The sequence below is a fragment of the Streptomyces marianii genome, from assembly GCF_005795905.1.
GTDB classification, from domain to species: domain Bacteria; phylum Actinomycetota; class Actinomycetes; order Streptomycetales; family Streptomycetaceae; genus Streptomyces; species Streptomyces marianii.
In genome coordinates this window covers 5,391,116-5,417,579 of sequence record NZ_VAWE01000001.1, presented here as the reverse complement: position 1 = coordinate 5,417,579, position 26,464 = coordinate 5,391,116, and the positions used below count along the sequence as shown (strand labels likewise).

Annotated in this window: 25 protein-coding genes, 1 tRNA gene and 1 pseudogene; 16 read left to right on the top strand and 11 right to left on the bottom strand. The window is 71.5% G+C overall.

Features of this window, described 5'->3' with window-relative positions:
* Positions 1 to 64: 64 nt before the first annotated feature.
* Positions 65 to 517 (bottom strand): hypothetical protein, encoded by a 453-nt coding sequence (locus FEF34_RS24490; RefSeq protein WP_138055060.1) that lies wholly within the window; start codon positions 515 to 517, stop codon positions 65 to 67.
* A gap of 664 nt (positions 518 to 1,181) precedes the next feature.
* Between FEF34_RS24490 and FEF34_RS24485 the strand changes: the two genes are divergently transcribed.
* Positions 1,182 to 1,982 carry an inositol monophosphatase family protein gene (locus tag FEF34_RS24485; RefSeq protein ID WP_138055059.1) on the top strand — a complete coding sequence of 267 codons (801 nt, stop codon included), beginning with the start codon at positions 1,182 to 1,184 and terminating at the stop codon, positions 1,980 to 1,982.
* Positions 1,983 to 2,297: 315 nt separating this feature from the next.
* On the opposite strand, the gene FEF34_RS24480 is transcribed toward FEF34_RS24485, so the two are convergent.
* A complete protein-coding gene (locus FEF34_RS24480; RefSeq protein WP_138057700.1) occupies positions 2,298 to 2,780 on the bottom strand; it encodes a hypothetical protein in 483 nt (160 codons plus the stop codon).
* 273 nt (positions 2,781 to 3,053) lie between these two features.
* Between FEF34_RS24480 and FEF34_RS24475 the strand changes: the two genes are divergently transcribed.
* A complete protein-coding gene (locus FEF34_RS24475) occupies positions 3,054 to 4,433 on the top strand; it encodes a tetratricopeptide repeat protein (RefSeq protein WP_138055058.1) in 1,380 nt (459 codons plus the stop codon).
* 7 nt (positions 4,434 to 4,440) lie between these two features.
* On the opposite strand, the gene FEF34_RS24470 is transcribed toward FEF34_RS24475, so the two are convergent.
* Positions 4,441 to 5,061, bottom strand: a complete 621-nt coding sequence (locus FEF34_RS24470; protein WP_138055057.1) for a histidine phosphatase family protein — start codon at positions 5,059 to 5,061, stop codon at positions 4,441 to 4,443.
* A gap of 509 nt (positions 5,062 to 5,570) precedes the next feature.
* Between FEF34_RS24470 and FEF34_RS24465 the strand changes: the two genes are divergently transcribed.
* The 3 genes from FEF34_RS24465 (at position 5,571) to FEF34_RS24455 (ending at position 9,803) form a co-directional block, all read left to right on the top strand.
* Complete coding sequence (locus tag FEF34_RS24465) at positions 5,571 to 6,755, top strand: hypothetical protein (RefSeq protein WP_138055056.1); 1,185 nt, start codon at positions 5,571 to 5,573, stop codon at positions 6,753 to 6,755.
* A gap of 115 nt (positions 6,756 to 6,870) precedes the next feature.
* Positions 6,871 to 8,460: a hypothetical protein gene (locus FEF34_RS24460; RefSeq protein WP_138055055.1), complete on the top strand. Its 1,590-nt coding sequence runs from the start codon at positions 6,871 to 6,873 to the stop codon at positions 8,458 to 8,460.
* An 8-nt stretch (positions 8,461 to 8,468) separates the two neighbouring features.
* Positions 8,469 to 9,803, top strand: coding sequence for an AAA family ATPase (locus tag FEF34_RS24455; RefSeq protein WP_138057699.1), 1,335 nt, complete (start codon positions 8,469 to 8,471; stop codon positions 9,801 to 9,803).
* A gap of 21 nt (positions 9,804 to 9,824) precedes the next feature.
* On the opposite strand, the gene FEF34_RS24450 is transcribed toward FEF34_RS24455, so the two are convergent.
* Genes FEF34_RS24450 through FEF34_RS24440 form a run of 3 tightly spaced genes read right to left on the bottom strand, consistent with a single transcriptional unit; the run spans position 9,825 to position 11,429 of the window.
* Positions 9,825 to 10,673 carry a helix-turn-helix domain-containing protein gene (locus tag FEF34_RS24450; RefSeq protein ID WP_138055054.1) on the bottom strand — a complete coding sequence of 283 codons (849 nt, stop codon included), beginning with the start codon at positions 10,671 to 10,673 and terminating at the stop codon, positions 9,825 to 9,827.
* 14 nt (positions 10,674 to 10,687) lie between these two features.
* Complete coding sequence (locus tag FEF34_RS24445; protein ID WP_138055053.1) at positions 10,688 to 11,203, bottom strand: DUF6879 family protein; 516 nt, start codon at positions 11,201 to 11,203, stop codon at positions 10,688 to 10,690.
* Positions 11,175 to 11,429, bottom strand: a complete 255-nt coding sequence (locus tag FEF34_RS24440; RefSeq protein WP_030347680.1) for a hypothetical protein — start codon at positions 11,427 to 11,429, stop codon at positions 11,175 to 11,177. Before FEF34_RS24440 ends, FEF34_RS24445 begins: the two co-directional genes overlap by 29 nt.
* Positions 11,430 to 11,930: 501 nt before the next feature.
* On the opposite strand from FEF34_RS24440, the pseudogene FEF34_RS44505 reads away from it, so the two are divergent.
* The 4 genes and pseudogenes from FEF34_RS44505 to FEF34_RS24420 form a co-directional block, all read left to right on the top strand.
* Positions 11,931 to 12,095 (top strand): annotated as a pseudogene (locus tag FEF34_RS44505) (DUF7848 domain-containing protein); the annotation flags it as partial.
* Between the two features lie 167 nt (positions 12,096 to 12,262).
* On the top strand, positions 12,263 to 12,622 hold the full coding sequence (locus FEF34_RS24430) for a hypothetical protein (RefSeq protein ID WP_138055052.1): 360 nt from the start codon (positions 12,263 to 12,265) through the stop codon (positions 12,620 to 12,622).
* A gap of 420 nt (positions 12,623 to 13,042) precedes the next feature.
* Entirely contained in the window at positions 13,043 to 13,714 is a 672-nt protein-coding gene (locus FEF34_RS24425; protein WP_138055051.1) for a bifunctional DNA primase/polymerase, read from the top strand.
* A tRNA-Lys gene (locus FEF34_RS24420) sits at positions 13,705 to 13,778 on the top strand. Before FEF34_RS24425 ends, FEF34_RS24420 begins: the two co-directional genes overlap by 10 nt.
* Before the next feature lie 86 nt (positions 13,779 to 13,864).
* Here the strand turns inward: FEF34_RS24420 and FEF34_RS24415 are convergent.
* Positions 13,865 to 15,151, bottom strand: a complete 1,287-nt coding sequence (locus FEF34_RS24415; protein WP_407698303.1) for a M6 family metalloprotease domain-containing protein — start codon at positions 15,149 to 15,151, stop codon at positions 13,865 to 13,867.
* Positions 15,152 to 15,436: 285 nt separating this feature from the next.
* Here FEF34_RS24415 and FEF34_RS24410 point away from each other — a divergent pair, with 285 nt between their 5' ends.
* On the top strand, positions 15,437 to 17,293 hold the full coding sequence (locus tag FEF34_RS24410) for a putative bifunctional diguanylate cyclase/phosphodiesterase (protein ID WP_138055050.1): 1,857 nt from the start codon (positions 15,437 to 15,439) through the stop codon (positions 17,291 to 17,293).
* Positions 17,294 to 17,528: 235 nt separating this feature from the next.
* Here the strand turns inward: FEF34_RS24410 and FEF34_RS24405 are convergent, their stop codons facing one another.
* From FEF34_RS24405 to FEF34_RS24395, 3 genes are all read right to left on the bottom strand, one after another.
* Positions 17,529 to 18,686, bottom strand: coding sequence for an LLM class flavin-dependent oxidoreductase (locus tag FEF34_RS24405; protein ID WP_171053073.1), 1,158 nt, complete (start codon positions 18,684 to 18,686; stop codon positions 17,529 to 17,531).
* Between the two features lie 63 nt (positions 18,687 to 18,749).
* A complete protein-coding gene (locus tag FEF34_RS24400) occupies positions 18,750 to 19,487 on the bottom strand; it encodes a maleate cis-trans isomerase family protein (protein WP_171053072.1) in 738 nt (245 codons plus the stop codon).
* Positions 19,484 to 20,326 carry a maleate cis-trans isomerase family protein gene (locus FEF34_RS24395; protein ID WP_138055047.1) on the bottom strand — a complete coding sequence of 281 codons (843 nt, stop codon included), beginning with the start codon at positions 20,324 to 20,326 and terminating at the stop codon, positions 19,484 to 19,486. Before FEF34_RS24395 ends, FEF34_RS24400 begins: the two co-directional genes overlap by 4 nt.
* Before the next feature lie 99 nt (positions 20,327 to 20,425).
* On the opposite strand from FEF34_RS24395, the gene FEF34_RS24390 reads away from it, so the two are divergent.
* Positions 20,426 to 21,379 carry a D-2-hydroxyacid dehydrogenase gene (locus FEF34_RS24390; RefSeq protein ID WP_138055046.1) on the top strand — a complete coding sequence of 318 codons (954 nt, stop codon included), beginning with the start codon at positions 20,426 to 20,428 and terminating at the stop codon, positions 21,377 to 21,379.
* Positions 21,369 to 22,787, top strand: a complete 1,419-nt coding sequence (locus FEF34_RS24385; protein ID WP_138055045.1) for an amidase — start codon at positions 21,369 to 21,371, stop codon at positions 22,785 to 22,787. The genes FEF34_RS24390 and FEF34_RS24385 overlap by 11 nt, the downstream gene beginning before the upstream one ends.
* Before the next feature lie 157 nt (positions 22,788 to 22,944).
* Here the strand turns inward: FEF34_RS24385 and FEF34_RS24380 are convergent, their stop codons facing one another.
* Complete coding sequence (locus FEF34_RS24380) at positions 22,945 to 23,436, bottom strand: DUF3830 family protein (protein WP_138055044.1); 492 nt, start codon at positions 23,434 to 23,436, stop codon at positions 22,945 to 22,947.
* A gap of 42 nt (positions 23,437 to 23,478) precedes the next feature.
* Here FEF34_RS24380 and ehuB point away from each other — a divergent pair, with 42 nt between their 5' ends.
* The 4 genes from ehuB to ehuA are packed head-to-tail and all read left to right on the top strand — an operon-like array spanning position 23,479 to position 26,420.
* Positions 23,479 to 24,360, top strand: a complete 882-nt coding sequence (ehuB, locus tag FEF34_RS24375; protein WP_138055043.1) for an ectoine/hydroxyectoine ABC transporter substrate-binding protein EhuB — start codon at positions 23,479 to 23,481, stop codon at positions 24,358 to 24,360.
* On the top strand, positions 24,357 to 25,016 hold the full coding sequence (ehuC, locus tag FEF34_RS24370) for an ectoine/hydroxyectoine ABC transporter permease subunit EhuC (protein WP_138055042.1): 660 nt from the start codon (positions 24,357 to 24,359) through the stop codon (positions 25,014 to 25,016). The genes ehuB and ehuC overlap by 4 nt, the downstream gene beginning before the upstream one ends.
* Complete coding sequence (ehuD, locus tag FEF34_RS24365) at positions 25,013 to 25,663, top strand: ectoine/hydroxyectoine ABC transporter permease subunit EhuD (RefSeq protein ID WP_138055041.1); 651 nt, start codon at positions 25,013 to 25,015, stop codon at positions 25,661 to 25,663. The genes ehuC and ehuD overlap by 4 nt, the downstream gene beginning before the upstream one ends.
* Positions 25,653 to 26,420 (top strand): ectoine/hydroxyectoine ABC transporter ATP-binding protein EhuA, encoded by a 768-nt coding sequence (gene ehuA / locus FEF34_RS24360; RefSeq protein WP_138055040.1) that lies wholly within the window; start codon positions 25,653 to 25,655, stop codon positions 26,418 to 26,420. Before ehuD ends, ehuA begins: the two co-directional genes overlap by 11 nt.
* Positions 26,421 to 26,464 lie beyond the last annotated feature (44 nt).

Sequence of the window (26,464 nt, the reverse complement as noted above, 5' to 3'; positions counted from 1 at the left end):
GATTCAGAGCCTCACATCGGCATCTGACCCGGTCAGCTGACCGAGAAGCGGCACCGCTAAGGCATTACGCCTTACCCGAACAGTGGGCTGTACTCCCGCCGGGCGTCCCGACCGACAGGTAAACGGTACGCCCTTCCGGAATTTCGAAGTCCACGGTCTTCGAGCCACCGGAGCCGAGGTCGAACTCCCACGTCCTCTCGATGCGAGAGCCGTTTGCCGTTGTCCACTGGAGCTTGTAGCCCATCATGGCCCTCGACCAGTTGCTTATGCTCAGCGTCTCACTGCTCGCCTTGAAGGACGCACGAGCGCCCTTGGTGGCGTCGTTCGACCGCCAAATGGTGGCAAGAAGGTCGTGGGCGCCGGGGTCGTTGGTGGCGGCCGACTTGTCGCAATCAACCTTCCAGTAAGCGCTGGGCGCTGCCTGTGCCGTTCCCGGTACAGCAAGGACGAGCGCTGCGACGGCTGTGGTCGTCAGCCCGACAACGCTCGTGAGTGTGCTCTTCTTGATGATGCGCATGGTTCTGCTTCCCCCAGACGACGTGAATCGAGCAAGGAGTACGGACTCACATCCCTATTCGGACGGGCCAATTCCTCCTGCGCGCTGGAGATTTTTAGCCTCTAGCGCGGACACGACTCTTCCATGATCTACGACTGTCGGTCAATGAGACTTTTCCGAAAGCAGGGATGACGGTCATCACGTCCCCAACTCCGGAAGCTGCCGTAGATCCCCATGGCACGGCCCTCGACCCGGATGCACTGATCAGTGACGGGCTGCGGAAGGGACTGACGCACGAGAAAGCCCGCTCAGCCGGGATGACGGATGACGGATGACGGATGACGGGAACACGCTTCCACCGGACCCGAACAGCACTGCACCTCTTCCGCGAACTCATCGCCACCAACCGCGAGACCGCCTGAAGTACACCGCGTTCACCGACAGGGCCGGGACGCACCGCACCACCGCCCCGCTCCTGATCCGCCGGGTGCGGCGGCCGAATGATGCCCACGACCCAGACTTGTCGTGCGAGTCGTAGAATTCTGGCGTTTTCACGCGCTGTTCAGCGACAGCGCCGACGCGTCCGTCGAAGCGACGCCACCGCGCACACGCCCCACGCAGCAGCTAGTGCTCTGACCGGGAAGGTTCGCCGGGGCGATAGCTTCGCCTCGGTAGTCTGCACGGCGTGATCAACTCATACGCGAGTTCCGACGATGCTGCAATCGCGATAGCCGGAGCGCGGGCTGGCGCGGATGTGGTCCGCAAGAGGTACGGCCAGCGGCTCAACCGCATCGACAAGGGGGCCGGGGACTTTGCCACCGCCGCCGATGTGGAGGCCGAGAAGACGATCCTCGGCGTTATCCGTGCCACACGGCCCGATGACGCGGTGCTCGGCGAGGAAGGCGGGCAGCAGGGCGCCGTCGACGCTGAGCGCCAGTGGTTGGTGGATCCTCTGTGCGGCACGCTGAACTACGCCGTGGGCAACATGCTGGTGGCCGTCAATGTGGCGCTGCGCGATGGGGCGGCGGCGGTGGCCGACCCGTTCAGCGGCGAGGTTTTCTTCACCGACGGGGAGAGCGCCTGGGTGCGGCGAGACGGGGCCGACGACGAACTGCTGACGCCCTCGCCCGATACCCGGTTGGTGGACGTCAACCTGGATCCGCCGTTCCCGAGTGCGCCCGGATTCCGGGCCGTGGATCTGCTGGCCCACCCTGAATTCGTCGAAGTTTTCCGCCCTCGGGTCGTGTCGACGACCCTGGCCCTGGCCTGGGTCGCTGCCGGCAAGCGCGCCGCGTATGTCACCGATGGCGGCGACCTGTCCAGGAGCGTGCACTTCGCGGCCGGCATCGCTTTGTGTCGGGCTGCTGGCTGCGCAGTCACCGGCATCGACGGTGCCCCGATAGGTGAGGCAGGTCGTGGGCTTGTTGTCGCCGCCGACGACGAGACCCACGGGCTGCTGATGTCGATGACGCGCAGCCGAAGCTAGTGCCGCGTCAGGCAAGGTTTGCCCGTCAAGGAGCGGCGTCCGGTGCGGTAAGTCGCAAGGCGCCGGATCGACCTCGTAGTGGGCCTACTCGGTTGATCCGGCAACGCCGCGAGTCGCCGTGCCGGGCGCCGCGACGGGGCGAACGTCGCCTGATGCGGCCCTAGCTAAGGGCGCGGCTCCGAACAACACGCGGGTTTACGCCACGGTGGTGCCAGCCGTGGTCCCGGCCCGGGACGCCGTCACCGCAGGTAAGCCACCGGTAGCACAAGCCGCAGGCACAGAAGTCAAATCAGCACGTTATTGATCTGCAAGCCCTTAGATGCTGTCCGCCGCTTCGATCATGCGGGCCGCCTCGCCCAGGGCCTCACGCAGCATCACCGGGTCGGTGAGCGGAGCCTGGTCGGTTCCGCCGGGCGGCAGCAGCCAGTTCGAGCCCGCCATCGAGGACTCGGAGGCCGGGCCCACCGGGCAACCCGCCGAGGCTCCGGGGATCCGGATACCCCGGCCCGAGGTCTCCGTGCACGCACTGCCCGGCATGTCCCAGCCGGCCGCCGTACCGGGCGGCACCAGGAAGCCGAGGGTGTCGCAGCTGCCGTCGTGGAGCACGGGCCCGACGACGGGGGCGCCACCCCGGCGGAGGATGTCCACCGCCTCGAGGCCCTGCCGGGCCGGCACCATCACCAGGTCGCAGGGCTCGACGACCCCACCGGGAGCCGGTGCGGCCTGGCCCGCTGCCACGCTGTACTCCTGGGTGGGCAGGTGCTGGACACTCGTCCGTGAGCCGCCGCTGGTCTCCACGCCAACCTCCAACAAGGGAACCCTCCTCGCCGAGCAGGGGCACGTACCGCGTCCCCGCATGGTTCAACGCCCGTCGGCGTCAAGGGCTACGGCGGCACGCCGCCGCAAAGGGTGGCAGTTCATGGCAGATCGTGGGTGAGATATCCCGTTTGTAGCCAAACGCTGCGTGGTCGACCCCTCACAGCCGGTACGTTCTTCCTCCGCCGGAGCCAGGCATCCCACATCCGAACGGACCGGGAGGGCTCCGGACGTGGCACAGGAGAGGGCTCGGCCATGGCATCGTCACGGGCAGTTCCCAACCTCAAGTTCCGGCAGTTGCGCGGACAGCGCTCGCCCGGCGAGTTCGCCGCGCTCGTCCGGCGTGCGGCGCGGGAGATCGGCGAACAGGTCGCCTGTGACGCCCGCTACATCGGGCGGGTCGAGTCGGGCGAGATCCGCTGCCCCAACTACGCCTACGAGCGGGTCTTCCTCCATATGTTCCCGGGCCTGACGCCGGCGGATCTGGGGTTCTCCGCCCGCGAGACGGTACGGGGCCGAGCGGCCCGCGGGCGAACGCCACGGCGCCCGGACCCGTACTACAGCACCAACGGCACCATCAGCACCTACAGCAACGAGGAGAGCGACGTGCTGCGTCGCGCGTTCATGACCGGCGGCACCGTCACCGTGGCGGCCGCGTCCCTGGGGTTCGGCCCCCTGCCCGGCACCGAGGCCCTGCGTTCCGACCTGCCCCGGCAGCGCGTCGGCACGTCCGAGGTGAATGCCGTCGAGGCCGCGGTGCGGCAGATCCGGCTGCTCGACGACCGTCACGGCGCGGACGGGCTCTACAAGCGGGCCGCGCAGCCGCTGCGCGCCGCCTACGCGCTGCTCGACGCCGGTGCCACCACCCGCGGCTCGACAGCGGACCGGCTGGCCGCGGGCGCGGGCGAACTCGCCATCTCCGTCGGCTGGCTGGCCCATGACTCGGGCCGGCTGGAGGACGCCCGCTCCCACTACGCGGAGGCGCTGGCGACCGCACGTGTCGCCGGCGACGCGGCGCTGGAGGCGCACGCCTTCTGCAACACCTCCTTCCTCGCCCGGGACTCAGGCCGGCACCGGGAGGCGGTGCGGGCCGCGCAGGCCGGGCAGCGCGCGGCGGGACGGCTCGGTTCGGATCGGCTGCTGGCCCTGCTCACCCTGCGCGAGGCGGGCGCCTGGGCCGGTCTCGGCGACCGTGCGGGCTGCGAGCGCGCGCTGTCCCGCGCCCATACGCTCTTCGGCCGCGGGCCCTCGGACACGGACCCGGAGTGGATGTCGTTCTTCGGCGAACCGGAACTCCAGGCCCTGGAGGCCCAGTGCTGGTCGGCGCTCGGCGAGTGGCCCCGCGCCGCCCGGCACGCGCACCGCGCGGCCGCACTGCAGGACCCGCACTTCGCCCGCAACCTCGCCCTCTACCGGACCCAGCTCGCCGCGGACCTCGCCCGCGCCGACGCACCCGCCGAGGCCGCCGCGGTCGGCGAGCAGGTGCTCGACGCCCTGGAGGGCGATGTCGAGTCCAGCCGCATCCGCGCGATGCTCGCCGACACGGCGCGGGTGCTCGGGCCGCGCCGGAGCACGGCCGGGGTGGCCGCGTTCCTGGACCGCCACGCGGCGGCCGAGGCCGCGGCCCGGGTCTGAACGGGGCTCAGGTGCCGAGGTGCCCCGTGTCGTTCCAGCGGTCGACCGCCGGGGCTCCGTAGGCCCAGCCGAGCACCGAGAGACTGGCCGGGCTCAGCTTGATGCGGGCGGCGAAGGAGACGTCCTCGCCGATCCAGCGGGCGCACAGGACCCGCAGGATGTGGCCGTGCGCGAAGGCCAGCACGTCGCGGTCGGCCGAGCGCACGTACTCGATGACCCCGTCGGCGCGGTCGGAGAGCTCGGCGAGGGTCTCCCCCCGCGAGGGCGCTCCGGTCACCCCGACGGGAACGCCGTCCCGCCAGATGAACCAGTCGGGGTCCGTCTCCTGGATCTCGGCCCGCGTCCTGCCCTCGTAGGCGCCGTAGTCCCACTCCATCAGCGCGTCCCAGTCCTGCGCGCGGTCGCCGAATCCGGCGAGGTCGCAGGTCTCGCGGGCGCGGGAGAGCGGGCTCGTGCGGACCTCGACGTCCGGCAGGCCGTCCCAGGGGGACCTGTGCAGCCGCTCCCCGAGGAGCTTCGCCGTGCGGCGGCCCTCGTCGAGGAGCGGGATGTCCGTCCGGCCGGTGTGCCGGCCGAGCAGGGACCATTCGGTCTGACCGTGCCGGGCCAGGAGTATGCGCGGTGCCATGGGTCCATCATCCCCGGCGGGACCGGCGGGCGCCCGGCGGTGAGGCGGGACCGGCGCGAGGGGCCTTCCCGTACGGCGGAAGGGGCTTCCCGTACGGCGGCTGGCGGTCTTCCCGTACGCCGTATGTTGAACGACGGCCCACTCGTCACGGTCCGCGACGGCCGTCGCGGCGACGCCCGGCCGGTGAGCGCCGCGGACCCGGTGGCGCGAGGGCGTACGGGGCGGGGCACGAACGGACGTACGAACCGGGCGAGCGAACCTGCCGGACAGAACACGGACCGACGGAAGGACCGGGTCGCGCGGACCTGCCGGACGGAACACGGACCGACGGAAGGACCGGATCGCGCGGACCTGCCGGACAGAACACGGACCGACGGAAGGACCGGATCGCGCGGACCTGCCGGACGGAACACGGACCGACGGGCGAAACGGGTCACGCGACGGCGTACGGGGCGCCGTCTCCGGGAACCGCTCCCCCGTTGTCGGTGGCGGATGCGAGACTTCCGCGGGTGAGCACATCCCTCGACAGCGGACCTCCCCCACACGCGCCGGCGACAGCACTCCGGCAGCGCATGGCCGAGCTGCGCGGGCCGTCCACCGCGCCGCATCCGCTCGACGCCCGGGCGCTGGCCGCCCTCGCCGCGAACCCCGGTTGCAAGCGGCGCGCGCTGCTGGACGGCGCGGGAGTGGACAAGGCGGCGCTCGCCCGGGCACTGGGCTCGCCCGCCGCCTTCGGCCAGTCACAGTTCGCCTTCATGCGGGGAAACGCGTTCGAGGCCAGGGTCAAGGCCGACGGCGGCACGGAACTGCTCGGGCTGCTCGGGGTGGCCGATCCGCACGGGGCACTCGTCCCCGATCTGACGGCGGCCGGTCCGGAGGGCCGCGCGGCGCGCACCGCACTGGCCCTGCGGGAGGCCACGGGAGCCGGGGTGTGGACGCTGCTGGACCACCCGATGCTGGCACTGGAGGTCGCGGGCTCACCGGCGTTCCTCGAGCCGGACGCGGTCGTCGTGCATCCCGACGGCCGGTGGACGGTCGTCGAGATCAAGTCCTTCCCGATGGTCGACGGCTCCGCCGACCCGTCGAAGGTCGGCGCGGCGGCCCGCCAGGCAGCGGTGTACGTACTGGCGCTGGAGCGGGTCGCCGCGCTGACGAAGGACGCGTCCGTGGACCACTCCGTACTGCTGGTCTGCCCCAAGGACTTCTCCAACCTGCCGACCGCGTCCGCCGTCGACGTACGCAAGCAGCTCTCCGTCACCCGGCGGCAGCTGGCGCGGCTGACCCGGGTCGAGGAGATCGCCTCGGCGCTGCCGGACGGGGTCGGCTTCGACCTGGAGTCCTGCTCGTCCGGCGAACTGGCCTCGGCGGTCGGGTCGGTCCCCGCCGCCTACGCCCCGGAATGCCTGTCCGCCTGCGAACTCGCCCTCCACTGCCGGGAGCGGGCCCGTTCCGCCGGCGCGGTCGAGCCGCTCGGCCGGGCCGTACGGGGCGAGCTGGGCGGGCTGACCGCGGTCCCCGAGGTCCTCTCCGCGGCCCGCGGCGAATCCGGCGACCCGGCGGACCCGGCGGTCGCCGCGCTGCGCCGCGCAGCGCGGCTCCGCGCGGAGGCCCTCGGCGCGGGTGCGCCCGGCGCGCAGGCGCCGGTCGCGGGTACCGGCGAGGAGACGGCCGGCGCGGGTCGGGGGACGGCGTGACGGCGCACGGCGCGGCCCGCGGCCCGCTGAACCGCGTGCGGAAGCCGCGCACGGCGGGCGCCGCCGCCGGTGCGGGCGCGAGCCCCTCGACGGACGCCGGCGCGGGGAGGCCGGGATGTCGCTGATCAGTACGCTCGCCCGGCTGGAGGCCGTCGAGAGCGGGCGGGCGCAGCCGCTCGCCACCGTGCGGCACCGGCACCTCTCGCCGCACCCGATGGTGTTCGTCCCCCTCACCACGGCCGGTGAGGCCGGCGCCCCGCTCGGGGCGCTCGTGGGGACCGACCGGGACGCGCCGCGACTGCTCGCCGTCGCCCAGCCCAGGGACCGTGAGCTGCGGTTCGCCTTCCTCGCCGAGCTGGCGGAGACGCTGCTTCCGTACCTCGACGGATACGCCGACGACGTGGAGCCCGCCGAGCGGAACGAGACGGACCCGGAGACCGGCAGACGGGTCAAGGTCGAGGTGGAGCTCTGCGCGGACGCACCGCAGCTCATCGTGCCGAGCAGGCCCGGGGTCGACTTCGTGCGCCTCCTCGGGCGGTCGATGCGGTTCCGGCGGACCGCCGAGCAGGACCCCGACGCCCCCTACCCGGCGCCCCCGCGCGTGCCGTTGCTCGGGCGATGGCTGACGCACTACGGCGAGCGGGCCCGGGTGCCCGGCTCGTCGCTGCTGCTCGCGATGACGGATCTGCTGGGCCGGCACTGGGCGACCGGGCAGTCCCACCTGGAGGACCAGCACCTCGGTGCGCTGCTCGCCTGGATCGCCCCGCCAGAGGGGGGGTCCGGCGCCGAGGCGGCGCTCCGGGCCGAGGTGGCACGCGACCGGGAGGGCCAGTTGGTGTGCCCGCCGGCCGGGCCCGCCACGGACCCGGCGTTCGACAACAAGCTCCTCGCGCCCGCGATGGAGCGGTACGACCGAGCCCGCCAGGCCCTCGCCGCCGCCGAGGACGGCGCCGCGGCCGACGAGCAACTGGCCCGGCTCACCTCCGCCGAGCGGGAGATCCGCGGCCTGCTCGAGGGAGTGCTGCGCCCCACGTGGGACGCGGTGTGGGCCGGCATCGGCCTGCTCCGGGAGCTGCCGGAGGGAACACGCGTCGCCGACCGGTGGACCCGCGACCGCTGGTCGTTCACGGGTCACCGCGACCGGGTGCGCGCCGGAGAGCCCCCTCAGCCGCGCCGGGACGACGCGGTCACCGCCGCACAGAAGCTGTCCGCGCGCGAGACGGCCCAGGCGCAGCTGGAGGCCCAGGAGGCGCTGGACGATCCGCTGGTGCTGGCGGCGCGGCGGCTCGCGGGCGAGGCGTTCGTCGGCGTGATCACCGATGTGGTCATGGCCTGGTCCGAGTCGAAACGCCCGTCGCCCCGACCGCTGCTGACGGTGCGTACGGACGACAGCCCGCATCTGGGTGCCGGTGTGAAGGCGTACCGCTCGCTGGACGGCAGGCCGCAGTCCGCCGAGTTCGTGCGGTACGAACAGGACGGCGCGATCGTCCTGCGGCTGCTGGACCGGATGGGCCGCTCCAGGGACCCGGCGGAGGGTTCCGTGCCCGAGGCGGGCGAGCCCGTCGCCTGGACGCTGTTCGAGCACGACCAGCGCGGCGGGCCGAAGCTGCCCGAACCGGAGGACACCCCGTGGACTCACGGCGGCCCGCCGCATACCGACACCGCAGAGAGGCCCGACGCCGTGACCCCGGAGGACCTGCTGTGACGGGGAGCGTGACCCCGCTGTTCGACCCGGGCGCGGAGGCGGCCCGCGCCACCGCGGCCATCCTGGAGGACACCCTCCACGGAGACGCCCGGGGCGTCGTCGTGGACTCCCCTCCGGGCGCCGGGAAGTCGACGCTCGTGGTGCGGGCGGCACGGGAACTCGCCGCGGCCGGGCGCCCGTTGATGGTCGTGGCGCAGACCAACGCCCAGGTCGACGATCTGGTGGTGCGGCTCGCCGAGAAGGAGCCGGAGCTGCCCGTCGGCCGGCTGCACAGCAACGACCCCGACCCCTACGACAGGGCGCTGGACGAGCTGCCGAACGTTCGGAAGTCGGCGAAGGCGGGCGATCTCGCCGGGCTGGACGTGGTGATCTCGACCGCCGCGAAGTGGGCGCACGTCAAGGACGTCGAACCGTGGCGGCACGCGATCGTGGACGAGGCGTACCAGATGCGGTCGGACGCGCTGCTCGCCGTGGCGGGGCTGTTCGAGAGGGCGCTGTTCGTCGGGGACCCGGGACAGCTCGATCCGTTCTCCGTGGTCGGGGCCGAGCAGTGGGCCGGGTTGTCCTACGACCCCTCGGCGAGCGCGGTGTCCACGCTGCTCGCCCACAACCCGGAGCTGCCGCAGCACCGGCTGCCCGTGTCCTGGCGGCTGCCGGCATCGGCCGCGCCCCTGGTCTCCGGCGCGTTCTACCCGTACACGCCCTTCCGCAGCGGTACGGGACCGGGCGACCGCCGGCTGGCGTTCGGGGTCGCGTCGAACGGCTCGGGCCCGGACCGGGTGCTGGACGAGGCGGCCGAGTCCGGCTGGGGCCTGCTGGAGCTGCCCGCCCGGCACACCCCGCGCACCGACCCGGAGGCGGTACGGGCCGTTGCCCTGGTGGTCCGGCGGCTGCTGGACCGCGGAGGCGCGTCGGTCTCCGAGCGCTCCCCGGACCCGGTGCCGCTCACCGCGGACCGCGTCGCCGTCGGCACGGCCCACCGCGACCAGGCCGCTGCCGTCAGGGCGGCCCTCGCGGAGCTGGGTGTGTCGGGTGTGTCGGTGGACACGGCCAACCGGCTCCAGGGCCGGGAGTTCGACGTCACCGTCGTGCTCCACCCCCTCTCGGGCCGCCCGGACGCGACGGCGTTCCACCTCGAGACGGGCCGCCTCTGCGTGCTGGCCTCCCGCCACCGCCACGCCTGCGTCGTGGTGTGCCGGGCGGGTGTGACCGAGCTCCTGGACGAGCACCCGTCCACGGAGCCGGTGCAGCTCGGCGTCACGGTGAAGTTCCCGGACGGCTGGGAGGCGAACCACTCGGTGCTCTCCCACCTGGAGGAGCACCGTGTGTCCTGGCGTCCCTGAGCTGCGATAACGCGCAGGCAGTCAGTCCAGGGACGCCAACGCGCCCGCTATGAGAGCACGTGCAGCCGCTCCCCTCACGGCTTCCTGTGACAGCCGTTCAAAGGCTCGGCTGTACAGCTCCACCTGGCTGGGCTGCGTGAGGGTGGCGGCAGCGTCCAGGGTGTCCGCGTGCACCCTGGCGTCGTCGAAGATCGTGAAGGTGGGCATGGGCCACACGGCTCGTTGAGCTGAGAACGGGATAAGCCCTACGGCAACGTTCTGGAGATCCATGACCCCGAGCAGGTGACCAAGCTGTGCCGCCATGGTCTCCGCGCTGCACAGCCGGTACCGCAACACCGACTCCTCCAGCACGAACGAGAACCGGCGTGCACCGTTGCCGAGCACCTCGTTACGCCTCATACGGGCCGCCACGGCATCGCTCACGTCATCCGGAGTCCCCCGGAAGTGCGCGATGGAGGACAGCAGAGCGGCGGCGTATCCGGGTGTCTGGAGGAATCCGGGGATCACATCGGAGACGTAGACCCTGAATATCTTTGTTTGTTGGTACAGATCCCCAGTGGACTCCTGCAATCGGCGGAGACCGCTTCGTTGGAGTCGCCTCCACTGCACATGAGCATCTGCGGACTGTCTGTTGGCAGCGATCAGGTCGGGGGCCTGGTCACCAGCGGCGCAGGCTCGGCACCAGGCTTTGATATCCGCGTCGGAGGGAGGGGTCTTGGCGTTCTCGATGCGTGATGACTTCGACTCTGACCAGCCGCACCTGACGGCCAGCTCCCGCCCGCTGATCCCCGCGTCCTTCCGGATCTCACGCAGACGGCCGGCCAGTTCTTCACGGGCCTTCTGAACGCGGGAGGAGGGGTGCGGGGGCATGGAGCTGGCTTTCGTCAGATCTCGTACAGGTGGTGCGGGATCGCTCGCTCCCAGACCGCTTCGAATGCGGCGGAGCACAGCTTCACGGCCTCCGGGTCCGCCGTGATCTCGTCTTCCACCACCACCCCGTCACCTGAGAAGTGGTGCACCCGGAGCAGGGTGCCATCGAAGAGCCAGAAGTCATTGCCCGGCAGGGCGATGCTCGTAGCCCGCCGCCGTGGCAACCACCGCACTTCCTCGCCCGCCGTGACGTTGGCGCGGGTGACGTAGTGCTCCCAGCGGATGTAGTCCGAAACAGGCTCGGAGACCACCCGGGCCCGGCGGATCGCCACGCCCCGGGCCACGGTGTCCGTGATCAACTGGTCGTAGGAGTGCCACCAGGATGCGCGGTCCTCCCAATCGATCCGCTCGCCCCGCTTCCATGCCTCGAACCGGTCCGTCGGGGCGTAGGAGTCACGCAGTTCCAGGTGAACGGCGGACCGCTCGCACTGGCCAAGCAGCTCAGCGAAGCTGGGCACGCTCGACGGCATCACACGCCTCCCTGATCATCGGGATCATCCGGGCCGGAATCCTCACGATGGCTTCACTGTCGGGTACCGAACCGTTCGCGGGGCTGCTCGCCTCGCACTCCGCCTGAGTCTCGGTGCTCGGCTTCCACCCCTGCAACAAGATCTCCTGAGCTTCCGCGTCCGCCCACACGGTGGGGCAGTGGTCCCGGTCTGTGTCGGGGTCGATTCCAATGAACTCTACGGCCATGGCCGGCTCCCTGGTCCAGGTGCTTGCTCGGGCTTGCATCAGCTTGGTTGAACTGCTGAGACAGCGTCAATAGTGCTACTGGACACGCCAATTGCCGTGCAAACTCATGCAAGCTTGTGGAGCCCGGCCCTCGCCACTTCCTACCGTCGGCACATCAACGGGGAATCGATCGGGAGGGTGCGGTGCGATGGGCGAGAGCAAGGCGCAGGACACCGAAGCGGCTGATCGTCTGGGCAGCGGTGAGGCCCGACAGTTCCCCTCTCGTCCCTCCGGAGCATTCGGCATAGACGGCGTGCTCATGGTGCAGAAGTACGCCCCTGGCCCCGACGGCGCAGACCTGGCCCCCAGTTGGGCCTTGCACTGGCCCCGATGCGAGTGCGGGAGCTCGAAGTGTCCTGACTTCAAGGCCCCGCCCATTGGGCCAACCGAGGGACTGAGCAGCAGAGTCGCTGAGGCCAACGCGCGGAGCCGTAGGGGTGGGCTGTGAGCATCAGAGCGGCCATGCGATACGTGATGCACAGGATTACCGAGCACCCCGACACAGACGTCACCTTCGAGGCCGAATGCCTGCACTGCAAGTGGACGGCGACGCCTTCCACTGACTCGGCATCCGTCGATGTGGAGTGCATGAGCCACACGGGCCGGTCCGGTCACGCCGGTTTCCGACGCATCAGGACCTTCGGTCGTGCACGGGTGGGCTCGGCCGACCCGGACGCAGTGGGCCCGGCACAGCTCCCCGCTCCCGGGGCCGCCGGGTCGGGCCCCGGGAGCGGGGCCCTCTTGTGCGGGGCGGGACAATGGGGGTGGTCCGGAAACACGAGAAGGAGACGCGCATGGCGGAGTCGTCGGGGCGGAGCGAGCGGCGGGTACGGCCTTCACCGCTGCTCTTCGAGCCCGCGGAGGTCGCCTCCGACCCGGAGCACTTCTTCGATCTGGAGTCGATCGAGGATCCCCGGGAGCTGCTCTCACGTGCGACGGAGCTCACACAGGCGTTCCAGGCGGCGACGGACCGTGCTCTGGAGTACCAGGCGGTCGCCGCCGCGCAGCTCGCCGACCCGCGCCGCTTCGACCGGCTGACGGCGGAGGAGATCGCGCGTCGGGCGGAGTGGAGCGAGGACTACGCCAAGCGCATGATCGACTTCGGCCGCGATCTGCTGCGGGGGCCCGGCCCCCGGTCGGCACCCCGGCCCTGAGCTTGAGACAAAACGTGCGGAGGGTTCGGGCGCGGCTCCGAACAACACGCGGGTTCACGCCACGGTAGTGCCAGCCGTGGTCCCGGCCCGGGACGCGTCACCACAGGTAAGCCACCGGTAGCGCATGACGCAGGCACAGAAGTCAAATCAGCACGTTATTGATCTGCAAGCCCTTCGTCTCAAGCTGAGGGCTGCCCCGGGAACGTCGACCTTCCCCGGGCAGCACGCCCGGCACCGCGCGCACGGCTCAGCCGCCCCGGCGGTGGACGCCCCGGCGGTGGACCGCTCCCGCCCTCCGGGTGCCGGTCGCATATGACGAGGGAGGATGCCGGGGGGCAAGATACTCCTCTCCCCGCACCCTGTCCCCGGTTTCCGCAACTCGCGGAAACCGGCCGATAACTCCGCGTACACGTAATCGTCATGAGTACTCGGCCGCGAGACGACATCAGCGCCGCACCGTGCAGTCCCGCCCTTCACGACGAGCACCGGCGGCGGGGCATCTTCGCCTTCCTCCGGGAGGACGGACGCCATCAGACGGCCCAGATCACCACGCCCGGCGCGGACTGGCTCGCATCCGCGAGTACGCATCCGCGGTCCGCGCTGGCGCTCTGGGAGTCACGGCCCTCCGCGCCGCTCGTCGTGTCGTGCGGCGGGGGCGTCTTCGACGTGGTGAACGTGCCCTCGATGTTCGGGCGCCGGATGCTCGACCGGCTGTGGTCGGAGGGCCCGGGCTCAGGGCCGGTCGCGCACCACCGCGGCCGGATGCTGCTGTTCGTCGCGCCGGGCACGGCCCAGCGGCTGCCGAGCCTGCTGGAGTGGGAGGAGTGGGGCGGCTCCGTGCCGCCCCTGATCTGCCACGGCACGGGTGACGCGATCACGGTGCCGCCGCTCGCCCCGGTGCCCGCCGGCGGGGCCGGGCCGCGCTGGTTGGTCGCCCCCGACACCCGGCACCCTTGGCTCCCCGGGCCGGAAGTGCTGCTCTGGGCCTGTGTGCGGGCGGCCCGTACCAGCTCCGCTGCGACGGTGCGTATATCGATTTTTCCTCCCGCCGATCAGGGTGCTAAGGTCTACGACGTCAGCAGGCGCCGCTAGCTCAGTTGGTTAGAGCAGCTGACTCTTAATCAGCGGGTCCGGGGTTCGAGTCCCTGGCGGCGCACAGACGGAGGAAAGCCCCTCGCGAAAGCGGGGGGCTTTCCTCGTCGGATCTGCCGTGCTCCGCTCGACCGGCCCGACGGCATCCGCTCACCGCACCGTCGTGATCTCGACCGTCCACGCCCCCGTGCGGGTGCGGTCCGCCACCTCGACCCGGACCCGCTCACCCGGGACGGTGTAGGTCTCCCCCACGCCGAGCGGGGCGTCCGCCAGCTGCGGGTAGACCGAGCGGTCCCAGCACGCCCCGCTCTTCGGATGGGTGTCGATGACCTCGACGGGGCCCGCACCGGAGGCCTCCTCGTTCCGCACCCGGTAGAGCAGTACGCCCTCCTTGCAGGTGTCCCGGTCGTTGCCCGTCGCTCCGCGCGCCTCGATGGCCAGCGCGCTGTTCCGCCCGGTCCTGACGACCGCGAGCCGCGTTCCCGCGGGGCGTCCGGGCGCGGGAGCGGCCGCGAGGGGCTCCAGGGTGAGGACCCGGTCGGCTGGACCGGTGACGCACCGGACCTGGTTCCGGTCCAGCCATCCCAGCTTCCACTTGTGCCAGCCGAGGAACTCCGGGGCGAGGCCGAACTGGCTGCCCATCACGTCCCAGTCCCCCACATGGGTGTCCCAGTCGCCCTTTCCGTCCGTGGGCCGGTGGTAGAGGTCCGGCAGGTCGAAGACGTGCCCGGTCTCGTGGGCCAGGACATGGCGGTCGGGCGGATGTCGTTCGAACACGGTGACGGCCCGCTTCAGCTCGATTCCGTCAGCCTTCGTGGCCTGCTCGAAATTGACCACCTTCGTCGCGTCGGAGTCCACCCCGGGGGCGTCCGGGTCCGCGACCAGGTAGATGACGTCGTAGCGGGAGAAGTCCACGAGCGGATCCGCGACGGAGACCGCGTCCCGCAGGTACGCGGCGCGCCGCCCGGCGTCCCAGTCGCGCTTCATGCGGTACTCGGTCGACGCCTTCGGCATCCGGATCCATTGGCGCACGGGGTGCGGCCGCAGCACGAACTTCCCGTACGAGGCGTTGCGGAAGAAGTCGCCGGTCGCGGGGAAGTGGTCGGCGACCAGGTCGTCCGGTGCGGTCAGGGGGGTCGAGTCGGGGAAGGAGAGGAAGACCATGACGGCGTCGAGAGCACGGTCGGGCCGCGGGTAGGCGGAGTTCCAGCTGTCCAGTCCCAGCGAGTGGTGTGCCGCGGTCCGGGGCAGGGCGCAGGGGTGCGGAGAGGCCGCGGCCGAGGCGGGACCGGCCGCGAGCGTGGTCGCGGCGAGGGCCACCAGGGAGGTGAACGCAGCGGCGCCGGCACGCAGGGTCGGCCGTTCCACTCTCTCGGGTGGATCCTCGAGCGTCTGCTGACCCTCCACGTGGACCTCCGGCTGCGGAATGCGGGACATCCAACCCAGCTTGTGCGCTTTTATGATGATCCGCACTGTTCCGCTGCACCGGTCGGGTGAGCAGACCGCGACACCCCGGCGATACACAGAAAGTCACAACCGATCACGAGAGCCCCGGCCTGGCTCTCACCCGCGCAGAAACGATCGGTCTGAACCTTCGGGTGCCCCTGATCACCGTCCGAAAGCTGGAACGCCCACCCGACCGACCTCTATGATCGGCACACTTTCCTGAGATTCCGGCCCTGGCCTGGCCTGAACGACACGACTGCACTGCGGGAGCGAGCGGTGAGCGGACACACGGAAGGACGGGGAAGCGCGACCGTCGCGGCACCCGGGAGCGACCATCCACCCGTCACGGAGGGTGAGATCCCGGCGTCCCCCGCCGGGTCCGCCGGGCCCGTCCGCGGCCTGGTGGCCGAGACGCAACTCGCCGACTACCGCGCCGCGTTCAACGCCTCCCGGCTCGCCATGGCCCTCGTCGACCGCGAGGGCCTCGTCGTATCCGCGAACGAGGCGCTCGCCGCCCTCCTCGGCGCCGAACCGGACGCCCTCCGCTCGCGGCCCGCCGCCGATCTCGTCGACCTCGCCTCGGACGGCCGCTCCCTGCTCGCCTATGGCGAGGTGCTGAACGGGCGGAGCTCATGCTTCCGCTGCACCCGCCGCCTGAAACACGCGGACGGCCACCCCGTCTGGGCCGAGGTGACGGTCGCACCCGTCCCCGGCGGCGGGCGTGTACTGCTCTCGGTCGCGGACATCAGCGACCGCCGCGAACTCCAGGCACGGCTGCGCCATCTCCAGATGCACGACCCGGTGACCCGGCTGCCCAACCGCGCCCTGTTCTTCGAGCGGCTGAGCACCGCCCTCGACTCCTCGTCGTACGAGCACGGCGGCACCGGCCGGATCGGGCTGTGCTACCTCGACCTCGACGGCTTCAAGGCGGTCAACGACACCCTCGGCCACCGGGTGGGCGACCGGCTGCTCACGGCGGTGGCGTCCCGGCTGACCGAGTGCGCGGACCGGGACGGCAGGTCGCGAGGCGGCTCCCACCTCGTGGCCCGGCTCGGCGGCGACGAGTTCGCGATCCTGGTCGAGGACTCCACCGGCACGGAGCAGCTCGCCGATCTGGCCCGGTCCGTCCTGGCCGCGCTCCAGCAGCCGTTCGACCTGTCGGGGCAGCGGCTGTCGGTGTCCGCGTCCATCGGGGTGGTGGAGCGCGCGGCCGACGGCACGACCGCCACCGAACTGATGCAGGACGCGGACACGACGCTGTACTGGGCGAAGGCGGACGGCAAGGCCCGCTGGACGTTCTTCGACCCCGAGCGCAACGCGCACCGGATGACCCGTCAGGCCCTGTCCTCGTCGCTCAGACCGGCGGTGGAGCGCGGGGAGTTCACGCTGGAGTACCAACCGCTGGTGTGCATGGCGGACGGAGCGGTCCGGGGCGTGGAGGCCCTGGTGCGCTGGAGGCATCCGCAGTTCGGCACGCTCGCGCCGAATCGGTTCATCGGAATCGCCGAGGAGGACGGGTCGATCGTCCAGCTCGGCCGCTGGATCCTGCGTACCGCGTGCCGGCAGGCCCGCCGGTGGGAGCTCGAGCACCCGGCGGAGCCGCCGCTCTTCGTCAGCGTCAACGTCGCCGTGCGGCAGCTGTGGGACTCCGACCTGGTCACCGATGTGGCCGGGGTCCTCGAGGAGACGGGCCTCGCTCCTCATCTGCTGCAGCTGGAGCTCACCGAGTCCGCGGTGATGGGCTCGGCCGGGCGGCCGCTGCAGGTACTCCAGGCGCTGAGCGACATGGGCGTGCGGATCGCGATCGACGACTTCGGGACGGGCTACTCGAACCTGGCCTATCTGAGCCGTCTCCCGGTGTCGGTACTGAAGCTCGACGGTTCGTTCGTGCGCGGCTTCCGCTATGACGACGGCACGCATCCGAACCCCGCCGACGAGACGATCGTCGAGGCGATGGTCGAGCTCGCCCACCGGCTCGGTCTCACGGTCACCGCCGAGTGCGTCGAGACCGCGGGCCAGGCGGAACGGCTGCGCCGCATCGGCTGCGACACCGGCCAGGGCTGGTTGTACTCGCGCGCGGTGGCGCCGGACCGGATCGCGGGCATGATCGGGATCAGTCCGCTCTCGGTCTGATCACCGGGCAGGGTCTGCCCCGTCGACGCGGACGCCCGTGGAAGGCGGCCGAGCGAAGACCACATCGAGGACCAGGCCGATCCGGCCCCTCCTCGCCGCTGACGGCCTTGCCGACGGGTGGTCTTCGGAGAGCAGGAACCGCTCGCCGCCCTCGGTGGCGAGCGATGTGGGGCTTCCTTCGGAACCCTGCGGCAGACCGTCCGGGAGGGGCCGCTCCGGACCCGACGCCCCGGGTCTACCCGGGCAGCCCGTACGCATCCGCGATCAGCTCGTAGGAGCGCAGCCGGGCCTCGCCGCCGTGGGCGCTGGCCGTGATCATCAGCTCGTCCGCGCCCGTGCGCTTCTGGAGCGCGTCCAGGCCGGCGCGCACCTCGTCGGGCGTGCCGTGGACGATGTCGGCCAGCCGGCCGTCCACGAACTCCCGCTCCATCGGGCCGAAGTCGTACGCCTCGGCCTCCTCGGGCGACGGGATCAGCCCCGGCCGGCCCGTGCGCAGCCGCAGCATCGACAGCACTCCGGTCATCACCTGGCGGCGCGCCTCCCGGGCGTCGTCCGAGGCGAGCGCGGCCACGCCGATCAGTGCGTAGGGGGCGTCCAGGACCTTCGACGGGCGGAAGGAGTCACGGTAGAGGTCGAGCGCCGGGACGGTGTTCCGCGCCGAGAAGTGGTGGGCGAAGGCGAACGGCAGCCCGAGCACCCCGGCGAGCCGGGCGCTGAAGCCTGAGGAGCCGAGCAGCCAGACGGGGGGCCGGGCGGCGGACTGGACCCCGCCGGGGGCAGCGGCCTGGACCGGACCGGGGACGGCGTGGATCCGGGCGTACGGGTGGCCGTCCGGGAAGTCGTCGTCCAGGAAGCGCGTCAGCTCGGCGAGCTGCTGCGGGAAGTCGTCGGCGCCCTCTCCTCCGGCCACCGGCATGGGGGACCCCGGCCGGCCGGTGCGGCGCAGCGCGGCGGCGGTGGCACCGTCGGTGCCCGGCGCGCGGCCGAGGCCGAGGTCGACCCGGCCCGGCGCCAGTGCCTCCAGCGTGCCGAACTGTTCGGCGATCACCAGAGGAGCGTGGTTGGGCAGCATGACGCCGCCGGAGCCGAGGCGGATGCGCTCGGTGTGGGCGGCGAGGTGGGCGAGGATCACAGCCGGGGAGGACGAGGCGACACCGGGCATCGAGTGGTGCTCGGCGACCCAGTGCCGGTGGTACCCGCGCCGTTCGGCGAGCCGGGCGAGGTCCACGCTGGTGCGGAGCGCCTGGCCGGCGGTGCTGCCGCTGCCCACGGTGACCAGGTCCAGTACCGAAAGCGGCACGGGCGCGTCGCCCTGCGCCGTTCCCCGGATCTCGTCGGCCGTGCGCGCGGGGTCCGGTGTGTCCACGGAGGTGCCTCCTGCGTTGTCGTGCATGTCCGAGCCACTAACAGGAGGGGATCTCCGTTTATTCCGCCCCGTCGGTCCCGACGGCGGGCCCTATTCCTCTTCCGGCCGGCGGTCCGGGCGGGCGAACAGGGTCCCCAGGCCGTCCGCCCACGCCCTCCGCTCGGCCAGCCGCAGACCTTCCCACACGGTCACCTGGTTCGCGGTGAGGACCGGCTTGCCGAGGGTCTCCTCCAGCTCCCGGAGGTGGGCGGCGGTGTGCAGCGCGGTGTCCGGCATGAGCACCGCCTCCGCCCTCGGGTCGTCCCCGGCCCGGGCCAGCTCCAGCACCCGCTCGCGCTCCCAGGTGCCGACCTCGGCGGCCGTGACGATCCCGCTCGACCGGGCCGCGACCACCCCGATGCCCGCCGACTCCAGGAACTTCTCGAAGAGGCCGGTCACGTCGTCCGGGTAGGTGGCCGCGACCGCCACCCGACCGACGCCCAGCGCCTGTGCGGCGTGGACGAAGGCGAACGACGTGCTCGACGCCGGCAGCCCGGCGGCCTGAGCCAGCTCGCGGATCTGCTCCTGGGCGCCGTCCCGGCCCCGGACGAAGCCGCCGCTCGTGCAGGCCCACACCAGGGACTCCGCTCCGGCCAGCCGCAGCTCCTCCACCCCCGCCGCCAGCCGGTCCGCGGCCCCCATCTCGATCAGCGCGTCCTCCCGGTGCGCGTCCTCGCCGATGTCGGTGTGGAAGACGGGCAGCCTGATGTCGCCTCCGAGCAGGACCGCGATCCTGGGGTAGTCGTCCTCGGCGGAGTGCCCCGGGTAGAGGAGTCCGACGGTCGTCATGTCCATCCTTCCTGTTCCTCCGGCTGGGCGACGGGGGGCACGATCGGCGGCGCGGGCGGGGCCGGCGGGGGCGGCGGCTCCTCGTGCGGACCGACGGTCCGCATCAGGAGGGCCTGGTAGGGACCGACGGCGTACACGCCGATCCTGCGCAGCGCCGCCCACATCGTGACCTGGTTCGCGGAGAGCACCGGCATGCGCAGCTCCGCCTCCAACTGGGGTATCGCGTCGTACGTCGGCAGGTTCGTGCAGCTGATGAAAAGGGCGTCCGCCGCACCCACCACCGCCTGGCGCGCCATGTCCACCACCGACCGGTAGGGCACCCTCCAGATGTGCCGGGTCAGTCCGAGGAAGGCGCGGCCCGTGACCGATACCCCGCCTTCGGCCAGGTAGTCCTCCAGCGACCGGGTCACCGACTCCGTGTACGGCGTGACGACGGCGATCCGGCTGACGCCCAGTTCCTCCAGGGCTTCCAGCAGCGCGCCCGAGGTGGTCACCGAGGCGATCTCCCCCGCCGTGGCCATCGCCTCGCACATCGCCCGCTCACCCGCCACACCGCCGACGAAGCTGCCGCTGGTGCAGGCGTAGGCGACGACCTCGGGCTCGGAGGCGGCCAGCGCCCGGACCGCCTCGCGCAGGGTCTCGTGCTCACTGACGAGCCGCGCGAGGTCGAGCGAGACCTCGACCGGCACGAACGGGGTCCGGGTCAGGCGCAGCGAGACGCCGTCGGGCACCCAGCGCCACAGCTCCCGGTCGAGTGCGAAGTCGAACGGGGCGACCACCCCGATCCCGCGCTGCGGGTCGGGACCGCCCAGAAACGAGACTTCGAGGGACACATCCATCACAGGCCCCCTCATTTACGCCTTGTTGACGACGGTAGGTTCCAGTGCGAGCGTGGGTCAATCCGTACATGTCAGACGTTCAGAAACGGTTTCCGCACGATGTCCGTACCGGTTCTTCTCGTACTGGAAGCAGACCCCCCGCCGCGGCTCGGAGGGCTCACCGGACGCGCCGACGTCCGGTACGCGGACGCCCGCTCCCTCGCCTCCGAGCTGCCCGGGGCCGACGCCCTCCTGGTGTGGGACTTCACCTCGGACGCGGTGCGGCTGGCATGGCCCGGAAGCGGCCCGCGGCCCCGCTGGGTGCACACCCCGAGTGCCGGTGTCGACCGGCTGCTCTGCCCCGAGCTCTCAGCCTCCGACACGGTCCTGACCAACGCCCGCGGGATCTTCGAGCAGCCCATCGCCGAGTACGTGGCCGCCCTGGTGCTCACGATGGCCAAGGACCTGCCGGGGACCCTGGAGCTCCAGCGGCAGCGGCGGTGGCGGCACCGCGAGTCACTGCCCGTGGCGGGCGGCCGGGCGGTCGTGGTCGGCGCCGGCCCGATCGGACTGGCGATCGCGGGCACCCTGCGGGCGCTGGGTCTCGAGGTCGCCGTCACCGGACGCACGGCCCGCCCCGGGGTGCACGGCTCCGAGGAGCTGGACGGGCTTCTCGCACGCGCCGACTGGGTCGTGTGCGCGGCCCCGCTGACGGAGGCCACCCGGGGCATGTTCGACGCCCGGCGGTTCTCGCTGATGCGCCCCTCGGCACACTTCGTCAACGTCGGACGGGGCGCGCTGGTGGTGGAGGACGACCTGGTCCCTGCGCTGACCGGGCGGAGGATCGCGGGCGCCGCCCTGGATGTCTTCGAGGAGGAGCCGCTGGCGCCCGACAGCCGGCTGTGGGACGTGCCGGGGCTGATCGTCTCGCCGCACATGAGCGGGGACACCGTCGGCTGGCGCGATCGGCTGGGTGAGCAGTTCGTCGAACTGTTCGACCTCTGGTCGGCCGGAAAACCGCTGCCGAACGTGGTCGACAAGGAACGTGGGTACGTCCCCTCCCATGACTCCTGAGCCGAACGACCCGAGTGCCCTGACCGCACGTCACCTCATCGCCGGCTACGAGCGCGGCGACTTCTCCCCGCTGGAGGCGGTCCGCGCGGTCCTCGACCGGGCCGAGGCGGCGCAGCGCCTCACGAACGCGTTCGTCCGGATCGACGGCGATCGGGCGCTGGCGCAGGCCGAGGCGGCCACCGAGCGCCGCCGGAGGAAGGAGCCGCTGGGCCCCCTCGACGGCGTACCGGTCACGGTCAAGGACGTCCTGTTGCAGGCGGGCGGGCCGACGCTCCGGGGCTCCAGGACGGTGCGCCCGGACGGCCCGGCCTGGGACGAGGACGCCCCCGCCGTGGCACGTCTGCGCGAGCAGGGCGCGGTGTTCGTCGGCAAGACGACGACGCCGGAGTTCGGCTGGAAGGGCGTCACGGACTCCCCCCTGACCGGGGTCACCCGCAATCCGTACGACGTCTCCCGCACGGCCGGCGGATCCAGCGGCGGGAGCGCGGCGGCCGTGGCCCTGGGCGCGGCCCCGCTGTCGATCGGCACGGACGGCGGCGGCTCGGTCCGCATCCCGGCGTCGTTCTGCGGGGTCTTCGGGCTGAAGCCGACGTACGGCCGGATCCCGCTCTATCCGTCGAGCCCGTTCGGCACGCTGGCCCATGCCGGGCCGATGACCCGGGACGCGGCGGACGCGGCACTGCTGCTGGACGCGCTCAGCGGCCCCGACTGGCGGGACTGGTCGCAGCTGGCGCCCGCAGCGAGGACGGGCGAGGGTCTCGCCGGGGGCGTGAAGGGGCTGCGGATCGCGTACTCCCCGTCCTTCGGCGGTCAGGTGGCGGTCCACCCGGCCGTCGCCTCGGCGGTGCGCGGGGCGGTGGAGCGGCTGGCCGGGCTGGGCGCCTACATCGAGGAGGCGGACCCGGACATCACCGACCCGGTGGACGCCTTCCACACCCTGTGGTTCACCGGTGCGGCACGCGTGGTGCAGCACTTCGGCCGGGAGCAGCGGGAACTGCTGGACCCGGGGCTGCGGGAGATCTGCGCGGAGGGCGAGCGGGCCTCGGCGCTCGACTACCTCGCCGCCGTGGACGCCCGGATGGAGATCGGACGCCGACTCGGGCGGTTCCACACCGCGTACGACCTGCTGATCACACCGACGCTGCCGGTCACCGCCTTCGAGGCGGGCGTGGAGGTGCCGAAGGGTTCCGGGCACCGGCGCTGGACGGGGTGGACCCCGTTCACGTACCCGTTCAACCTCACCCAGCAGCCGGCGGCGACGGTGCCGTGCGGGGTGGACGAGGACGGGCTGCCGGTCGGGGTCCAGCTGGTCGGCCCCCGCCACGCGGACGCCCTGGTCCTGCGCGCCGCGCACGCCCTGTACGCGTCGGGCGCGGCGGCGCTGCCGGCACCGCCCGCCGCCGGCTGAGGGCTTGCGGACCATCAAGGCGGCGTTCGGTCCGCAAGCCCTCGGTGCCGTGTCGGACGGCGTTCGCCCCGTCGCGACGCCCGACGCGGCACCGGGAAGCGGGCGCCCCGGCCCGAATTGACCAACAGCATCCCGATCGGGCCGGGGCACGGCCCGGTCAGGCGCGGCGGAACGACAGAGTCTCGCCGAGTGCCCCGGCGCGCCAGAGGTCCTGGCAGGCGTCGGTCATCCGGTCGAGTCCCTCGACCACCTGGCCCCACACGATGCCCGGCACCCAGCCGGTGTCGCCGTTGAGCAGCAGGTTGTTGCGTTCGTAGAAGAGCGCGAGGTCGACGGTCACCGGCCGGGACAGGTCCCGGTCGTAGCCGTACGCGGCGGTCCCCAGCTCCGTACCGCTGAAGGTGAAGTAGCAGAGGTCGCCCGGGATCGGGGTCACCGTCGGGTTCTCCAGCGGTGGCTCCCGGTCGGCGAAGGCGGGAAACAGGGCGTAGATCTCGTTGCGCGCGTACTTCGCGTGGTACACGTCGCCGCCGAGCGGCAGCGCGTCCCACACGGCCCGGCAGGTCAGCGGCGCCCGGTCGTCCAGGAGCCGCGCGGTGCAGTGCACTCCGCGCTTGGTGAGCGAGACTTCGATGAATCGATCGGCCATTGCTGACGCATACCCCGCCCGAGGCAGGGTAGCCGCGCCGCCATGGCTCCAGACACCAGACATCCCATACGCAGGCGCAGCCTGCTCCTGGGGACCGCCGGCGCACTCGGTGCGGCCGGCGTTGCCGGTGCGAGTGGTTGCGCACGGGTCCCCTCCGGCAACAGCCTGGCCAGACTGAGATCCCAGGGCACGGTGCGGCTCGGCATCGCGGGCGAGGTGCCGTACGGATACATAGACGAACAGGGCGAGTTCACCGGGGAGGCCCCGGAACTGGCGAAGGCGGTCTTCAAGCGGCTCGGGGTGGCGAACGTGCAGCCGGTGGCGACCGACTTCGCCTCACTCATCCCCGGCCTCAACTCACAGCAGTTCGATGTCGTTTCAGCCGGAATGTACATCAACAAGGAACGCTGCGCGCAGGTCATCTTCTCCGATCCCGAATACCAGATGCTCGACTCCTTCATCGTGCGCAAGGGGAATCCGAAGAACCTGCACAGTTACGAGGACGTCGTACGGACCAAGGCGAAGTTCGCAACGGGCACCGGATACGCCGAGATCGGCTACGCCGTGGCGGCCGGGTACCCCGAGAAGGACATCGTCATCCTCCAGGACCAGGTGGCCGGACTGAACGCCGTCGAGTCCGGGCGCGTCGACGTCTTCGCCGGGACCGCGCTCACGACCCGCGAAGTGGTCCGCAAGAGCAGCAAGGCCGAGGCGACGAAGCCGTTCGCGGCGATCGTCGACGGCAAGGAGAAGATCGACGGCGGTGGCTTCGCCTTCCGGCCGACCGACACCGAGCTGCGGGACGCCTTCAACGCCGAGATCCACAAGATGAAGAAGAGCGGCGAGCTCTTCCGCATCCTGAGCCGGTTCGGCTTCACCAAGGCCGAGATGACCGAGCTCACGGCGAAGGAGCTGTGCCGATGACCTCCGGACTCTGGCAGAACTGGGTGCTTCCGGGGATCTGGATCACCGTCCAGCTCACCCTCTACAGCGCCGCGCTCGCCACCGCCGTCGCGTTCGGTGTCGGTATGGCCAGAACTCATCGCTCGAAGGCGGTCCGCTTCGTCGCGGCCTTCTACACCGAGGTGTTCCGCGGGACCTCGGCGCTGGTCCTGATGTTCTGGCTGTTCTTCGTCCTCCCGCCGCTGCTGGGGTGGCAGTTGGTGCCCATGTGGGCGGCCGTGCTCGCCCTCGGCCTGTCCTACGGCGCGTACGGTGCGGAGATCGTGCGCGGCGCGCTGAACGCCGTCACGCCGGCCCAGCGGGAGGCCGGCGTCGCGCTCAGCTTCACGCCCTGGCAGCGGATGCGGCTGATCCTGCTACCGCAGGCCGTGCCCGAGATGATCCCGTCCTTCTGCAACCTGGCGGTCGAACTTCTGAAGGGCACGGCGCTGGTCTCGCTGCTGGGTGTGGGCGACGTGTCGTTCGCGGCCTACCTGGTGCGGCTGGCGACCCAGGAGAGCGCGCAGATCTACACGGTCACGCTGGTGATCTACTTCGTGCTCGCGTTCCTCATCACCCGCTCGATGAAGGCCCTGGAACGGAAGACCAAGGCGAACCTGGGGGTGGTGGTCAAGTGACCTGGGACTGGTCCGCGGTCGCGGACTTCATGCCGCGCTTCTGGGAGGGCGTGCTCGTCACGCTGCAGATCCTGGTGCTGGGCTCGCTGCTGTCCTTCACGCTCGGCCTGGTGTGGGCGCTGGGACTGCGCTCCGGCTCGCGCTTCGTACGCTGGCCGGTGGGGCTCGTCACCGAGTTCGTCCGCAACACCCCGCTGCTGGTGCAACTGTTCTTCCTGTTCTTCGTGCTGCCGGAGTGGGGCGTGCAGTTCTCCGCGCTCACCACGGGCACGATCGCGATCGGCCTGCACTACTCGACGTACACCGCGCAGGTCTACCGGGCCGGTATCGACGCCGTTCCGGCCGGGCAGTGGGAGGCGGCGACGGCGCTGAGCCTGCCCGCCCACCGGACCTGGTCCGCCGTGATCCTGCCGCAGGCGGTCCGCCGGATCGCGCCCGCCCTCGGCAACTACGTCATCGCGATGCTCAAGGACACCCCGCTCCTCGCCGGGATCAGCGTGCTGGAGATGCTCCAGCAGTCCCGGCTGGAGAGCGCGGCGACCTTCCAGTACACGGAGCCGCTGACGGTCGTCGGCATCGCCTTCATCCTCATCGCCTACCCGGCATCCCTGCTCGTACGGACCCTGGAGCGCCGCCTTGCCCGCTGACACCGACCTCACCAAGCAGAACGACGAGCTCATCCGTTTCACGAACGTCACCAAGCGCTTCGGGGACAACACCGTCCTGGACGACCTGTGCTTCTCGGTCCGCCCGGGCAAGCACGTCACGCTGATCGGGCCCTCCGGGTCCGGGAAGACCACCATCCTTCGGCTGCTGATGACGCTGGCACGCCCCGACTCGGGCACGATCGACGTCAACGGCGGCCGGCTGTTCCCGGCCGGCGAGAAGGAACGCAGAGAGGTCCGCAAGAAGATCGGCATGGTCTTCCAGCAGTTCAACCTCTTCCCCAACATGACCGTGCTGCGGAACATCACCGAGGCCCCGGTGCGGGTGCTCGGGCTGTCCAAGGACGAGGCCGAGGAACGCGCCCGCGAGCTGCTGGACCTGGTCGGCCTCGCCGACCGCGTCGACGCGCGGCCCTCCCAGCTGTCGGGCGGCCAGCAGCAGCGGGTGGCCATCGCCCGGGCGCTCGCGATGCGGCCGCAGGTGCTGCTGCTGGACGAGGTGACCTCGGCGCTCGACCCGGAGCTGGTCGCGGGAGTCCTCGACGTCCTCAGGGACATCGCCCGCAGCACCGACATCACGATGCTCTGCGTGACCCACGAGATGAACTTCGCCCGGGACATCTCCGACGATGTCCTGATGTTCGACGCCGGGAAGGTGATCGAGTCCGGATCCCCGGAGAAAATCTTCTCGGAACCCGAGCACGAGCGTACTCGTGAGTTCCTCGGAGCGGTGCTCTGACCTCTCCCTCCATGCACCATTCATGACCCTGGCATATGCCATTG